General features: G+C 70.8%; 11 protein-coding genes and 1 pseudogene. 9 read left to right on the top strand and 3 right to left on the bottom strand.

Translation table 11 applies throughout. The features are described from left to right. Positions 1-31 precede the first annotated feature (31 nt). Positions 32-295: a WhiB family transcriptional regulator gene (locus tag IPZ69_RS32435; RefSeq protein WP_003975777.1), complete on the bottom strand. Its 264-nt coding sequence runs from the start codon at positions 293-295 to the stop codon at positions 32-34. 670 nt (positions 296-965) lie between these two features. Here IPZ69_RS32435 and IPZ69_RS32430 point away from each other — a divergent pair. From IPZ69_RS32430 to IPZ69_RS32415, 4 genes are all read left to right on the top strand, one after another. Next, a complete protein-coding gene (locus tag IPZ69_RS32430; RefSeq protein ID WP_235458226.1) occupies positions 966-1,472 on the top strand; it encodes a cysteine dioxygenase in 507 nt (168 codons plus the stop codon). A 33-nt stretch (positions 1,473-1,505) separates the two neighbouring features. Beyond that, positions 1,506-2,465: a 2-phospho-L-lactate transferase gene (gene cofD / locus IPZ69_RS32425; protein WP_235458225.1), complete on the top strand. Its 960-nt coding sequence runs from the start codon at positions 1,506-1,508 to the stop codon at positions 2,463-2,465. Positions 2,466-2,497: 32 nt separating this feature from the next. After that, entirely contained in the window at positions 2,498-3,832 is a 1,335-nt protein-coding gene (locus tag IPZ69_RS32420; protein ID WP_235458239.1) for a coenzyme F420-0:L-glutamate ligase, read from the top strand. Between the two features lie 160 nt (positions 3,833-3,992). After that, positions 3,993-5,000, top strand: coding sequence for a DNA-3-methyladenine glycosylase family protein (locus IPZ69_RS32415; RefSeq protein ID WP_235458224.1), 1,008 nt, complete (start codon positions 3,993-3,995; stop codon positions 4,998-5,000). A 219-nt stretch (positions 5,001-5,219) separates the two neighbouring features. Here the strand turns inward: IPZ69_RS32415 and IPZ69_RS32410 are convergent, their stop codons facing one another. Beyond that, positions 5,220-6,302, bottom strand: coding sequence for a nucleotidyltransferase family protein (locus IPZ69_RS32410; RefSeq protein WP_235458223.1), 1,083 nt, complete (start codon positions 6,300-6,302; stop codon positions 5,220-5,222). Between the two features lie 164 nt (positions 6,303-6,466). Continuing rightward, a pseudogene (locus tag IPZ69_RS32405) lies at positions 6,467-6,671 on the bottom strand (N-acetylmuramoyl-L-alanine amidase); the annotation flags it as partial. A gap of 148 nt (positions 6,672-6,819) precedes the next feature. On the opposite strand from IPZ69_RS32405, the gene IPZ69_RS32400 reads away from it, so the two are divergent. From IPZ69_RS32400 to IPZ69_RS32380, 5 genes are all read left to right on the top strand, one after another. Further along, positions 6,820-7,575 (top strand): TIGR03089 family protein, encoded by a 756-nt coding sequence (locus tag IPZ69_RS32400; protein ID WP_235458222.1) that lies wholly within the window; start codon positions 6,820-6,822, stop codon positions 7,573-7,575. A gap of 104 nt (positions 7,576-7,679) precedes the next feature. Further along, complete coding sequence (locus tag IPZ69_RS32395; protein ID WP_374294600.1) at positions 7,680-8,885, top strand: LCP family protein; 1,206 nt, start codon at positions 7,680-7,682, stop codon at positions 8,883-8,885. Between the two features lie 234 nt (positions 8,886-9,119). Next, the gene (locus IPZ69_RS32390) at positions 9,120-10,934 is read left to right on the top strand and encodes an LCP family protein (RefSeq protein ID WP_235458220.1); all 1,815 of its coding nucleotides are present in this window, start codon (positions 9,120-9,122) and stop codon (positions 10,932-10,934) included. A 128-nt stretch (positions 10,935-11,062) separates the two neighbouring features. Continuing rightward, complete coding sequence (locus IPZ69_RS32385; RefSeq protein WP_235458219.1) at positions 11,063-12,670, top strand: LCP family protein; 1,608 nt, start codon at positions 11,063-11,065, stop codon at positions 12,668-12,670. Between the two features lie 103 nt (positions 12,671-12,773). Then, positions 12,774-14,492 carry an LCP family protein gene (locus IPZ69_RS32380; RefSeq protein WP_235458218.1) on the top strand — a complete coding sequence of 573 codons (1,719 nt, stop codon included), beginning with the start codon at positions 12,774-12,776 and terminating at the stop codon, positions 14,490-14,492. The last annotated feature ends 17 nt before the right edge of the window (positions 14,493-14,509 follow it).

Here is a 14,509-nt window from a genome sequence, read left to right as displayed (position 1 = left end):
ACGTATGTACGGAGAGGTCCGGCGCGCCCCGTCAGACGGCGGCCTTCTTCAGCCGGCGCCGTTCGCGCTCCGACAGGCCGCCCCAGATGCCGAAGCGCTCGTCGTTGGCGAGGGCGTACTCAAGGCACTCGGAGCGGACCTCGCAGGCGAGACAGACCTTCTTGGCCTCTCTGGTCGAGCCGCCCTTCTCGGGGAAGAAGGACTCGGGGTCGGTCTGGGCGCACAGCGCGCGCTCCTGCCAGCCGAGTTCCTCGTCCGCGTCGTCGACCAGCAGTTGCTGCACCAGCTCGGTCATGTGCGCCCCTCGTCTGTCTTTCGCGTCCCCGTGTCGCAGCCGATACCGATTTGGGCTGAACGACACGAGTGAAATTACAAGTGTGCTGCTCCGGGCGAGTCAAGCCGGGATCTGCTATTGGGCCCGTTATTCACTCTGCGGAACCAAGGCCGTGCGGAAAGTGTTCAAATCGGCATAAACCTTGACACGCAGAACGAGCCCTGTGGGGGGCACCAGCTCCGCACAGACCTGTACGGAGAAGGACGCCCTGGAGTTCGATCGCGTTCCAACGAGGCCGCCGCGCCCGGATGTGCGCGATGTGTCCTGGCGAACGAATGAACAAACCTTTCATCAGGGAGATGAACCGGATGAGGTGAAACATGTCCCACATTCCGGGCGTCGAGTTGACAGTGCGGGTGTGAACCGCTCTCCTTGTGGGCATGCTCGCGAACTTGGCGCTCACCTCGACCCGCACCGCCGGGTCCCACGGTGCTGCCCGCGCTCGCTGTAGCTGTTGTTGCTGTTCCAGCTGTTGAGCCAAGCGCGCTCCGGCTGCCCTGAGTCCATCCCGACTCGGCTGCTGTCCCCTTCCCGCCCTCATCCCGGGCGCCCCTCCTGCCCGTGATCCGGGCGGACGGTACGCGACACCCCAGCCAGCCCCCCACTCTTCACCGAGGAACCTCACACCCCGATGAACAGCGACAACGACCTGCAGATCGCCGGCGACATCCTCGAAGTGCCGCACCTTCTCCAGCCCCCGCGCGAGCACCCGGCCACCGTCGCCGAGTTCGTCGGCCTGGCCCGTGCCATCGCCGCCGACCGCTCCCAGTGGGAGCACCTCGTCCGCTACGACGCGACCACCCGCTGGTACCACCGCCTGCGCACGGGCCCCGGCTACGAGGTGTGGCTGCTGTCCTGGGTGCCGGGGCAGGGCAGCGAGCCGCACGACCACGGCCGCTCCTCCGGTGTCCTGACCGTCCTGGAGGGCACGCTGACCGAGCGCACCGAGCGCGGCACGTGCGCGTTGGAAGCGGGCGCGCAGCGGGTGTTCGCCCCGGGCTATGTGCACGAGGTCGTCAACGACACGCTGGAGCCGGCGGTCAGCCTGCACGTGTACCACCCGGGCCTGACCGAGATGCCCATGCACACCACCCCGCACTGCGAGGCGCGCAGCGAACCGCGTCCGGTGACTGCCTGACGCTTTGTCGTACCCGCCTGCCAGACTTCTCCCATGCGCATTGTGGTTCTGGCAGGCGGCATCGGTGGTGCCCGGTTCCTGCGCGGTCTGAAGAAGGCCGCGCCGGACGCGGACGTCACGGTCATCGGCAACACCGGCGACGACATCCACCTCTTCGGGCTCAAGGTCTGCCCGGACCTCGACACGGTGATGTACACGCTCGGCGGCGGCATCAACGAGGAGCAGGGCTGGGGGCGGGCCGAGGAGACCTTCCACCTCAAGGAGGAGCTCGCGGCGTACGGGGTCGGCCCGGAGTGGTTCGGGCTCGGCGACCGGGACTTCGCCACACACATCGTGCGGACGCAGATGCTGAGCGCCGGGTATCCGCTGAGCGCGGTGACCGAGGCGCTGTGCGACCGCTGGAAGCCGGGCGTCAAGCTCGTCCCCATGACCGACGACCGCGTCGAGACGCACGTCGCGGTGGAGATCGACGGGGAGCGCAAGGCGATCCACTTCCAGGAGTACTGGGTGAGGCTGCGGGCCTCCGTCCCGGCCGAGGCGGTCGTGCCGGTCGGCGCCGAGCAGTCGAAGCCGGCGCCGGGGGTCCTGGAGGCCATCGCGGAGGCGGACGTGATCCTCTTCCCGCCGTCCAACCCCGTCGTCTCCGTGGGCACGATCCTCGCGGTGCCGGGCATCCGGGAGGCGATCGCCGAGGCGGGCGTGCCCGTGGTGGGCCTCTCCCCCATCGTCGGGGACGCGCCCGTGCGCGGGATGGCCGACAAGGTGCTGGCGGCGGTCGGCGTCGAGTCCACCGCCGCGGCCGTGGCCGAGCACTACGGCTCCGGGCTCCTCGACGGCTGGCTGGTCGACACCGTGGACGCGGGTACGGTCGAGCGGATCGAGGCGGCCGGCATCCGCTGCAGGGCCGTACCGCTGATGATGACCGACCTGGACACGACCGCCCGGATGGCCCGCGAGGCGCTGGAGCTCGCGGAGGAGGTGCGCGGAGCGTGAGCGGCGGGGTGACCGAGGGGACGGCCGGCGCGGTGGCCGAGGACGCCGCCGCGGCGAGCGGTGCGGGCGATGCGGGCGGATTCCGGGTCTGGGCCCTGGACGGGCTGCCCGAGGTGCGGCCGGGCGACGACCTCGCCAAGCTGATCGCGGCCACCGAGCCGGGACTGGTCGACGGGGACGTGCTGATCGTCACCTCGAAGATCGTGTCCAAGGCGGAGGGCCGGATCGTCGAGGCGGCCGACCGGGAGGCGGCGATCGACGCCGAGACCGTACGGGTCGTGGCGCGGCGCGGGGCGCTCAGGATCGTCGAGAACCGGCAGGGGCTGGTGATGGCCGCCGCGGGGGTCGACGCCTCCAACACCCCCGCGGGGACGGTGCTGTTGCTGCCCGAGGACCCGGACGCGTCCGCGCGGGCGATCCGGGACGGGCTGCGCGACACCCTCGGCGTCGACGTCGGGGTCCTCGTCACCGACACCCTCGGGCGACCCTGGCGCACGGGGCTCACGGACGTCGCGATCGGCGCCGCGGGCGTACGCGTGCTGGACGATCTGCGCGGGGGCACGGACGCGTACGGCAATCCGCTCAGCGCGACGATCGTCGCGACGGCGGACGAACTCGCCGCCGCGGGCGACCTCGTCAAGGGCAAGGCGACCGGGCGCCCGGTCGCCGTGGTGCGCGGGCTGCCCCACCTGGTCGCCGAGGACCACGGGGACGGAGCGCGGACCCTGGTGCGCGACGCGGCCACCGACATGTTCCGGCTCGGGACCTCCGAGGCGGTCCGGGAGGCGGTGACCCAGCGGCGTACCGTACGGGCCTTCACCGACGAGCCCGTCGACCCCGGAGCGGTACGGCGGGCGGTGGCCGCGGCGGTCACCGCGCCGGCGCCGCACCACACGACGCCGTGGCGGTTCGTGCTGCTGGAGTCGCAGGAGTCCCGGACCCGGCTGCTGGACGCCATGCGGGACGCCTGGATCGCCGACCTGCGCCGGGACGGCAAGAGCGAGGAGTCGATCGCCAAGCGGGTCCGGCGCGGGGACGTGCTGCGCAACGCGCCGTACCTGGCGGTGCCCTGCCTCGTCATGGACGGCTCGCACACCTACGGGGACGCGCGGCGGGACGGGGCCGAGCGGGAGATGTTCGTGGTCGCCACGGGCGCGGGCGTGCAGAACTTCCTGATCGCGCTGGCCGGTGAGCAGCTCGGTTCCGCGTGGGTGTCGTCGACGATGTTCTGCCGGGACGTGGTGCGCGAGACGCTCGGGCTGCCGGAGAACTGGGATCCGATGGGGGCGGTGGCGATCGGACGTCCGGCCGAGGACCCGCGGCCGCGCCCGGCGCGCGAGGCCGGGGCCTTCATCGAAGTGAGGTGACGTAAGGGGGCGTGAGGGGGCGTGAGGTGAGGCCACCGGGGCGTACGACCCCCTAGGCTCGAAGGGCGAACCTCGTGGCTCGCCCCACTCACCTCGCTCGCCTCGGTCACCTCCTACCGCTCCGGCACCACTCCGCTCCGGCCTCCCTGGGATCTCATCCGTGTCAGGACGTTTCGCTCCGCGGCCCACGCGTACGACCGTGCGCGGTGGCCATGTCGCCGTGCCCGCGACGCCGGGGCTGCCGCGGCAGGCCGTGGCGCCGGGCCGGGTACGGACCTGGGCGCCGGCGGGGCCGCTCGACCTGGGGCTGGTGCTCGGGCCGCTGCGGCGCGGACCCGCGGATCCGACGTTCCGTACGACGCCGGACGGGAGCGTGTGGCGGGCCAGCCGGACGCCCGCCGGTCCGGGGACGCTGCGGGTCGCGGCGCACGGCGGTGAGGTGCGCGCGCAGGCGTGGGGGCCGGGGGCGCAGTGGCTGCTGGAGGGGCTGCCGGACCTGCTGGGTGCCGCCGACAATGCCGACGCGTTCGCGCCGCGGCACCGGCTGGTGGCGCTGGCCCGGCATCGCCGACCGGGACTCAGGCTGACGCGGACCGGGCTGGTGCTGGAGTCGTTGATCCCCTCGATCCTGGAGCAGAAGGTCACGACCGACGAGGCGTACCGGGCCTGGCGGCTGCTGGTGCGGAAGTTCGGGGAGCCCGCCCCGGGGCCCGTGGACGGGCGGTTGTGGGTGATGCCCGAGCCGCGGACCTGGGCGCTGATTCCGTCCTGGGAATGGCATCGGGCCGGCGTCGACAACAAGCGGGCGTCGACGATCCTGCGGGCCGTGCGGGTCGCCGCGCGGCTTGAGGAGGCGGTCCGGATGGAGCCGGCGCAGGCGCAGGCGCGGTTGGAGATCGTGCCGGGGATCGGGCCCTGGACGTCGGCGGAGACCGTGCAGCGCAGTCATGGGGCGCCGGACGCGGTGACCGTCGGGGACCTGCATCTGCCGGGGATCGTGGGGTGGGCGCTCGCCGGGGACCGGCACGCGGACGACTCCGTCATGCTGGAGCTGCTGGAGCCGTATGCCGGGCAACGGCATCGGGCGGCCCGCTTGATCCTGCTGAGCGGGAAAACGCCGGCGCGGAGGGCCCCACGGATGCCTCGCGGCGATATCGGCCGGTTGTGAGCTGCGTTCGGGTCGGCTTCGGGGGTGCTCGGAGCTGCCGCTGGGCGGGGGTGGGTCGCGCGGCCCGGCGCTGACGGGGCGCCGCTGCGCCCACCCGTGCCGCCTGGGGGTCCCCCCTGCTCGAAGAGCTTGGGGGAGGCACGATTGCCCGCAGCTACGGCTAGAGCAGGGGGTTTGAGGGCGCAGCCGCCAAGGACCGGACCCCCAATCACCCACCCTTTACTGATCGGAAGAGAAGCGGAGCGCCCCCGCCGGGATTTGCGCGTCGCACCACACCCGTACGCCCTCGCGGAGTTCGTTGTCGGCGCCGACGACCGCGCCGTCGCCGATGACCGTGCCGGTGAGGACGGAGCGTTCGCCGACGCGGGCGCGGGTGCCGATGAGGGAGTCGGTGATGACGGCGCCGGGGCCGATCACGGCGCCCGGCAGGATCGTGCTGCCGAAGACCCGGACGCCCTCGGCGACGAACGCGCCCTCACCGACCACCGTGCCGCCGGTCAGCTTGGCGTCGGGGGCCACCGTGGCCGTGGGCAGGACGAGACGGTCGCCGCAGCGGCCCGGGACGGCGGGTGACGGGGCCCGGCCCAGGACCAGGTCGGCCGAGCCGCGCACGAAGGCCGCCGGGGTGCCCAGGTCCAGCCAGTACGTCGAGTCCACCATGCCCTGCAGATGGGCACCGGCCAAGAGCAACTCGGGGAAGGTCTCGCGCTCCACCGACACCGCGCGGCCGCACGGGATCGTGTCGATGACCGAGCGCCGGAACACGTACGCCCCGGCGTTGATCTGGTCGGTGACGATCTCCTCCGGCGTCTGCGGCTTCTCCAGGAAGGCGAGGACGCGGCCCGTGTCGTCGGTGGGGACCAGGCCGTAGGCGCGCGGGTCCGTGACCTTCGTGAGGTGCAGGGACACGTCCGCGCCCGTCGACGCGTGCGTGTCCACCAGCGCCCTGATGTCCAGCCCGGTGAGGATGTCCCCGTTGAAGATCAGTACGGGGTCGTCCGGACCTGAGTGGAGACGGGAGGCCACGTTGCGGATCGCGCCGCCCGTGCCGAGGGGTTCGTCCTCCGTGACGTACTCGATGTGCAGGCCGAGCGCCGAACCGTCGCCGAAGTACGGCTCGAAGACCTCCGCCAGATAGCTCGTCGCGAGCACGATGTGGTCCACGCCGGCCGCTTTCGCCCGCGCCAGCTGGTGCGTGAGGAACGGGACTCCGGCCGCCGGAACCATCGGCTTGGGAGTGTGCACCGTGAGCGGACGCAGCCGGGTGCCTTTGCCGCCGACCAGGAGGATCGCTTCTGTCACCTGTCGTCTCTGCTTCCTGCCGGGACCGGCCGAACTGTGTTCCGGCCGGCCAGTGTATGCAGACCGTGCGACGGCGCCCTCGATGGCCGCGCGGTGTTCCGCGTCATCCGCGTGCGGTTTCCCCCGGCTGCCCCCGACGGCGGTGAACGCGCGCCCCGGCCTCGGCGCCCTGGGTGGCGAGCCGCGGTGGAACGGGCCGAGCCGAGCCTGGCGTGGAGCCGCCTGCTCGGGCAGTCCGTGGCGAACCCGTCCCGATGGCCGGAGATCACGTTCAGTCGTACGTTCTTCCCCTTTTGGGAAGAGATTGCCACCGCCGGACTTCAGGTATGTCTTTCCTCGCGGATTGGCCCCGTAGAGCCCGAGCTTCCCTCCGCACGTGGTAGCGGTGGATACCGCGAATGACGCACGGGGCCTGCGAGCAGCCGCACTTGTCACCTCTGTCTGATCTGTCTGATCTGTCCGAGCCAGTGGCCCCGCCACCCGGTGCCCGGCTTGGGCGCCGCGTACGCTTGCGCGGGTGAATGCCACCGATCGCACCCCTGCCGACCTGCTGCGTTCCGCGCTCGCCGCGGACCCCGGACGCCCCCTGGTGACCTTCTACGACGACGCCACCGGCGAACGGGTCGAACTGTCCGTGGCCACCTTCGCCAATTGGGTGGCCAAGACGGCGAACCTCCTCCAGGGCGACCTGGCGGCCGCGCCCGGCGACCGGGTCGCGCTGCTGCTGCCCGCGCACTGGCAGACCGCGGTGTGGCTGCTGGCGTGTTCGTCGGTGGGCGCGATCGCGGACGTGGCGGGCGACCCGGCGGCGGCCGACGTCGTGGTCAGCGGTCCGGACTCGCTGGAGGCGGCGCGGGCCTGCCGCGGGGAGCGGGTCGCCCTCGCGCTGCGGCCGCTCGGCGGGCGCTTCCCGCAGCCGCCGGAGGGTTTCGTGGACTACGCCGTCGAGGCGCCGAGCCAGGGCGACCGCTTCGCGCCGTTCGCGCCGGTGGATCCCGAGGAACCCGCCCTGATCGTGGCCGGGGCGGAGTACACGGGGGCCGAGGTCGTCGAGCGGGCGCGCGCCGACGCGCCCTCGCTGGACCTGACGGGGCCCGGGTCCCGGCTGCTGTCGGGGCTGCCGTACGACACCTGGGAAGGCCTCAGCGCGGGGCTGTACGCGCCCCTGGCCGTCGGGGGGTCCGTGGTCCTGTGCCGCCGTCTGGAGCAGCTGGGCGAGGACGCGCTGGCCAAGCGGATCGAGAGCGAACGAGTGACCGCGTCCCGGCACTGACTGTCACCCACTCGGAGTAACACCGCCCGCCCTCGGCGCCCGCTCGGGGCCATGGTCGTAAGAGCAGGACGACACGCTCGTACGCCATGAGGGGTGGCCCAGACGTGACCGACACCGCAGGTACGCCTTCTGGAGGCACCCTCGGTCCCGGCGCGGGTGCCTCAGCCACCGGCGACGGGCTCATACGCAGGCGCCGGCGACGCTGGGTGCGGGGCGCGGCCCTGGGCCTGGGCGTCCTGGTGCTCGCGGCCGCCGGCGGCGGCTGGGCCGTGTACGCGAAGCTCAGCGCCAACATCACGCCCGACGAAGCGGCGGCGGCCGAGCTCGCCCGGTACGAGCGGGAGCGGCCCACCGCCCTGGTGCGCGGCGCGCAGAACATCCTGCTGATCGGGTCCGACACCCGGGCGGGGGACGGCAACGGGAAGTACGGCAAGGACCTGGGCAGCGAGCGGTCCGACACCACGATCCTGCTGCACCTGGCGCACGACCGGCGCAGCGCGACCGCCGTGTCCATCCCCCGCGATCTGATGGTGGACGTGCCGGGCTGCCTGCGGGCGGACGGCCGCCGTACCGCGCCGACCTTCACGATGTTCAACTACGCCTTCGCTATGGGTGGTTCGGCATGCACCATCCGTACCGTCGAGAAGCTGACCGGCGTTCGGATCGATCACCACGTCGTCGTGGACTTCCACGGGTTCAAGGAGATGGTCGACGCCGTCGACGGTGTGCAGGTGTGCCTGAAGGCGCCCATCGACGACAAGGCGGCCAAGCTGAAGCTGCCCGCGGGCCGGGTCACCCTCGACGGAGAGCAGGCGCTCGGTTACGTCAGGGTCCGCAAGTCGCTCGGCAACGGCAGCGACACCGACCGGATGGACCGGCAGCAGCAGTTCCTCGGGGCACTGGTCAACAAGGTGCGCAGCGGTGATGTCCTGCTGAACCCGGTGAAGCTCTATCCCGTCCTGGACGCGGCCACGTCGGCGCTCACCACTGATCCGGAACTGGCGAGTTTGCGCGGTTTGTACCAACTGGTGCGCGGGCTGCGGGACATCCCCACCGAACATGTGCAGTTCTTGACCGTTCCGCGGGAGTCGTACGTCTACGACCTCAATCGCGATCAACTCGTGGAGCCCGAGGCGGAGAAGCTGTTCGCGCTGCTGCGCGCCGACAAGCCGGTGACGGTCGCGAAGTCGATTCCAGGGGAATCGACAACAAAGAGTGGTAATTCGGATAGCAACGGGGACGCTTCCGACACCCCCTCCACCGCTCCCACGTTCCGCGGAAACACGGCCGCCGAGGACAGCTGCGAGTAAAGCACCCACCAAGGCCGCGAACTTCGCTTCAGGAAAATGCGGCGGATTGCCCGGTTGTAGGGACGTGGAATTTGTCACCGCCGTCGCTTGACGCTGAACTGGGCGGATAGTGTGAGCGACCCGGTGCACCCAACCACGAGAACCTTCTTGGAGCCGTGCACTGATTGACCGAGACCCGAGCGCCTTTGTAGGGGGGAAGGCGCCGCGTGGCCCCGACGGAGGATTCGGACAACCGTGGACGCGCAAAGCCGTGGGCGGGCGGACAACATCGATCCCGCAGACCAGTGGGTGCTCAATCCGAACACAGGCGAATACGAACTGCGACTGAGCCCTTCCACACCGCAGTCGGCGGTACCCGGTCCCCGTAGATCCGGAACACGCGGCTCTGGCCGTCCCGGTGGCGGGCCGCGGGACCGGGCCGGCGCACCGGGGCGGGAGGGGCGCCAGGCGCCGGGCCGGGAGACACGCCAGGCACCGGGCCGGGACACGCGCGAGCCGGGCCGGGAGACTCGTGAGTCGCCCGACGGTGACGTGCCGCCGCAGCGCAGGCGCCGCGGCGAGCCCGAGCCATTGCCGGGGCGCCGCAACCGGCGGCCGGTGAAGAAGAAGTCGAAGGTCAAGAAGGTCCTGATGTGGACCGGCGGCACCATGGCGTTCGTGCTGATCGCCGCGGGCGCGACCGCCTACCTCTACCTCAAGCACCTGGAGGGCAACGTCACCACGACGGACGTCGGTGACGCGGGCTCGAAGGGGTTCAGCAAGGACGAGGCCTTCAACATTCTGATCATCGGCACCGACAAGCGCACCGGCAAGGGCAACGAGGGCTACGGCGACCAGGGCAGCGTCGGGCACGCCGACACCAACATCCTGCTGCACGTCGCCAAGGACCGGACGAACGCCACCGCGATGAGCATCCCGCGCGACCTGATCGTGAACGTGCCGGACTGCCCGACGAAGCAGGAGGACGGCACCGACAAGGTCATCCCGGGCACGCGGAACGTCCGCTTCAACACCAGCCTGGGCCAGGACGGTCGCGACCCGGGCTGCACGATGCGCACCGTCCAAGCGGTCACCGGCATCCACGTGGACCACTTCATGATGGCGGACTTCAACGCGGTGAAGACGTTGACGTCCGCGGTGGGCGGTGTGCAGGTCTGCCTCGCGCACCCCGTCAACGACAAGCAGTCGCACCTCAAACTGCCCGCGGGCAAGTCGGTCGTGGAGGGCGAGCAGGCCCTCGCCTTCGTCCGCACCCGGCACAGCTTCGGCAACCAGGGCGACCTCGACCGGATCAAGGTGCAGCAGCAGTTCCTGAGTTCGCTGATGCGCAAGATGTCCTCCGGCGACACCCTGACCGACCCGACCAAGCTCGTGGAGCTGGCCGAGGCCGCCACCAAGGCGCTGACCGTGGACACCGGCATCGGCAAGGTCAGCACGCTCAAGGACGTGGCCCTGGAGCTGAAGAAGGTGCCGACCAAGAACATCAGCTTCCTGACGGTGCCGGTGATCGACAACCCGGCGGAGAAGGTCCACGCGACCGTCGTCGTCAACCAGACCACGGCGCCCGAGGTCTTCGACGCGATCAAGAACGACGTCTCCTTCACCGAGGTGAAGAAGAAGCAGAAGGCCCAGAAGGACGCCCAGGCCGCCCGCCTCAAGGGCACCAAGGCCGCGGCCTCCGAGGTCCGGGTGCGGATCCTCAACGGCGGCGCCCCGTCCGGCAGCGCGCAGGAGACCCTCCAGTGGCTGCAGAACGACGAGGGCGTGCTCAAGTCGGAGAACGCGGGCAACGCCCCGGCGGCACTGGGCAGGACCACGCTGGAGTACGGGCCCGACCAGGCGGCCCAGGCACGCAGGCTGGCCGCGATCATGGGTCTGTCCGGATCCGCGATGAAGCCCGGCAAGAGCGTGACCAACTCCCAGGGGCTACCGGCGATGACGCTGACTCTGGGCAAGGACTTCAAGGGTGCGGGCGTGTCCCTCACCGCTCCGTCGAAGGCGCCGGAGGTCGACAAGTCCACGGCGGACAAGGTGAAGTGCGCCTCGTAGGTAACCCAACGGGCCCCTCGTGCGTCTAACCGGACGCGGGAGGGGCCCGTTGTCAGGCGCAGGGTGGGGAGGGCAGGTCGTTGGCGCAGAGCAGTGTGCGGGGGGAGGTTCCTGCGGTGGAGGACACGATGTCACTCACGCCACAGGAGCCGGGTAAGTCCGACGGACAGGGCCGGCACGGCGGAGGCGGGCGGCGCAGAGGCGGCCCGAAGGGGGACGGCCCACGGCGCAGACGGCGCGCGTTGCGCTGGTCGGCGACCGTGCTGTCGGTGCTGATACTCGGCACGGCCGGCGCCGGATACCTGTACTACCAGCACCTCAACGGCAACATCCAGAAGGGCCGCCGGGACATCGGCGACTCCAAGGCGTCGAAGACCGCGCCCAACGCGGCCGGCCAGACGCCGCTGAACATCCTGCTGATCGGCTCCGACAGCCGTAACTCCGCGCGGAACCTGCAGCTCGGCGGGTCCCGGGAGAACGTCGGCAGTCCGCCGCTGGCCGACGTGCAGATGCTCATCCACCTCTCCGCGGACCGCAAGAGCGCCGCGATGGTGAGCATTCCGCGCGACACCCGGGTCGAGATCCCCAAGTGCACGGACCCGGACACCGGCAAGGTGTACCCGGCGACCGACGACATCATCAACACGACGCTGGCCCGTGGCGGGGCCGGCTGCACGCTGGCCACCTGGCAGAACCTCACCGGGGTCTACATCGACCACTGGATGACGATCGACTTCGCCGGCGTGGTGTCCATGGCGGACGCCATCGGCGGCGTCGACGTGTGTGTGAAGCAGAACGTGTGGGACCACTCGACGCCCAGGGTGCGCGGTGGCTCGGGACTGAAGATGACGGCGGGCACGCACAAGGTCAAGGGCGAGAAGGCCCTGCAGTGGCTGCGCACCCGGCATGCCTGGGGCAGCGACCTGATGCGGGCCAGGGCCCAGCACATGTACCTGAACTCGATGATCCGCACGCTGAAGAAGCAGAACGTCTTCACCGACACCGGGCGGCTCACGGACCTGGCCGAGGCGGCCACCAGCTCCCTGAAGGTCTCCGAGGAGATCGGCACGGTCAAGAAGCTCTACGACCTGGGCATGGAGCTCAAGTCGGTGCCGACGGACCGCATCACCTCGGTGACGATGCCGAACGTCGAGGACTCGCGGAACATCGATCACGTCGTGCCGGACGGCGCCAACGCCGACAAGCTGTGGCAGATGCTCCGCGACGACGTGCCGCTCGACAAGAACGGCAAGAACGACAAGGGCACGGACGCGAAGAAGAAGACCGGCAAGGGCCCGGCCGCCAAGCCCGCCTCGGTCGACGCGAGCCGGCTCGGTGTGACGGTGCAGAACGCCACCGGGACCTCCACCGAACCCGCGGTCGGCGGCCGGGCGAACGCCATCACCCAGGAACTCGCCGGCAAGGGCTACGCGCGGGCGACGGCGGACCGGACGGCGGCCCTGTCCGAGGACAAGACGGTCGTGCGCTACCCGAGCGCCGAGTTGGAGGGGGACGCGCAGCGCGTCGCCAAGGCGCTGGGCATCCCGCTGAGCGCGGTGCGGAAGTCGACCGATGTGTCAGGTGTCACGGTCGTCGTCGGCTCCGACTGGCGTACGGGCGCGGCGTATCCTAAGCAGTCCGCGCCGAAGGCGGGCGACCTGCCCAGCAACTCCGACGCCATCAACGGCTCGGACACCAAGCAGTGCATGGACGTCTACAAGGTCTACCAGTGGTAGCGCCTTCTCCCTAGGACACCCGGTGCCGGTGCCCGCACGCCGTGCGGGCACCGGCGAACCGCGTCTTCGTGCGCACAGGTAACTCTTACCTGTCTGCAGAACAATGCGGGCACGCCCGGGCCCGAAGGCCGGGCACCAGTGGCATGAGCGGGTGGGAGGGCAGGCAGTGGTGCGAAGCAGTGTGCGGGGCGAGGCTCCCCCGTCCGGCGACACGACCGGCGGCACGACGTCCCCCACGCGGCAGCGCCAGGACTCCCCGGCTGACGGTGACGGTGGCCGGCACGGCGGCGGGCGACACGGTGGCCGCGAGGACACCGGCGACGACCGCAGGCCGCGCAGACGCCGCGCCCTGCGCTGGTCGGCGACGATCCTGGCGGTCGTGATACTCGTCACGGCCGGGGCCGGATACCTCTACTACCAACACCTCAACGCGAACATCAAGAAGGACGCCCTCAACATCGGCGACGCCAAGGACAGGGCGGCCGCGTCGAGGGCGAACGCGGCGGGCCAAACCCCGCTGAACATCCTCCTCATCGGCTCCGACGCGCGGAACACCGAGGAGAACCAGAAGCTCGGCGGCGCCAAGGACACCTTCAACACGCCGCCCCGCGCCGACGTCCAGATGCTGGTGCACGTCTCGGCGGACCGCTCCAACATGTCGGTGATCAGCATGCCGCGCGACACCCTGCTGCGGATACCGAAGTGCACGGACCCCAACAGCGGCAAGGTGTACGAGGCGAGCACCTCGTTCGCGATGACGAACGACTCCCTGGGCCGCGGCGGCCCCGGCTGCACGGTGGCCACCTGGGAGAAGCTCACCGACATCCACATCGACCACTTCATGATGGTCGACTTCGCCGGCGTGGTGTCCATGGCCGACGCGATCGGCGGCGTACCGGTGTGCGTGGACGCCAACGTCTACTCGCACACCGCCTCCGGCCACGGTTCGGGCCTGAAGCTGACGAAGGGCACCACCTCCATCAAGGGCAAGCAGGCCCTGCAGTGGCTGCGCACGCGCTACGGGTTCGAGGACGGCAGCGACATAGCCCGGACCAAGGCGCAGCACATGTACATGAACTCGATGGTCCGCCAGCTGCGCGCCAACGCCACGCTCAGCAACCCCAACAAGCTGCGCAAGCTGGCCGAGACGGCCACGAACGCGCTGACGGTGGACGACGGGCTCGGCACCGTCGCGAAGCTCTACGACCTGAGCACGGAGCTGAAGAAGGTCCCCACCAAGCGCATCACCATGACGACGATGCCGTGGGTGTACTCCTCGGACGGCAACCGGGTGCTGCCCAAGCCCGCCGACGCCGCGAAGCTGTTCCGGCTGGTGCGCGAGGACATCGCGCTGGACGGCAAGGACAAGAAGAAGACCACGAAGCCGAAGACGTCCACGGACCCGGCCGCGCCGGACGACGAGATCGCGGTGCAGGTGCAGAACGGCACGCGCGGCGACAGCGGGGTGGCCGTCACCGGCCGCGCGGGCGCGATCACCCAGCTGCTCGTCGGCAAGGGCTTCGACAAGGCCGTGGCGGACCCCTCCGCGCAGCTCGGCGAGGAAAGGACGGTCGTCCGCTACCCGAGCGCCGACCTGGAGGGCGACGCGCGGCGGGTCGCCAAGGCGCTGGGCATCCCGGCCGGCCAGGTGAAGAAGTCGACGGACGTGTCCGGGGTCACGCTCGTGGTCGGCGCGGACTGGCGCTCCGGCACCGAGTACGTCGCCGTGGCGGACGACAACAGGACGCCGGAGTCGGCGAGCGCCCTCAACGGCGCGGACACCACGGCCTGTATGCACGTCGACCCGAACTACACCTGGTAGTCCGGGCCGGGGCGGGC

The sequence above is a fragment of the Streptomyces olivochromogenes genome (assembly GCF_021538895.1).
In the GTDB taxonomy this organism is placed as follows: domain Bacteria; phylum Actinomycetota; class Actinomycetes; order Streptomycetales; family Streptomycetaceae; genus Streptomyces; species Streptomyces olivochromogenes_A.
Note: the sequence above shows the minus strand (reverse complement) of the source record. Positions and strands in the feature narration are given on the sequence as shown.

What these genes read in the sequence shown, in the direction of transcription:
- IPZ69_RS32435 (WP_003975777.1), bottom strand. Translation starts at nt 295, where the DNA reads ATGACCGAGCTGGTGCAGCAACTGCTGGTCGACGACGCGGACGAGGAA.
- IPZ69_RS32430 (WP_235458226.1), top strand. Translation starts at nt 966, where the DNA reads ATGAACAGCGACAACGACCTGCAGATCGCCGGCGACATCCTCGAAGTG.
- cofD (WP_235458225.1), top strand. Translation starts at nt 1,506, where the DNA reads ATGCGCATTGTGGTTCTGGCAGGCGGCATCGGTGGTGCCCGGTTCCTG.
- IPZ69_RS32385 (WP_235458219.1), top strand. Translation starts at nt 11,063, where the DNA reads ATGTCACTCACGCCACAGGAGCCGGGTAAGTCCGACGGACAGGGCCGG.
- IPZ69_RS32380 (WP_235458218.1), top strand. Translation starts at nt 12,774, where the DNA reads ATGCGGGCACGCCCGGGCCCGAAGGCCGGGCACCAGTGGCATGAGCGG.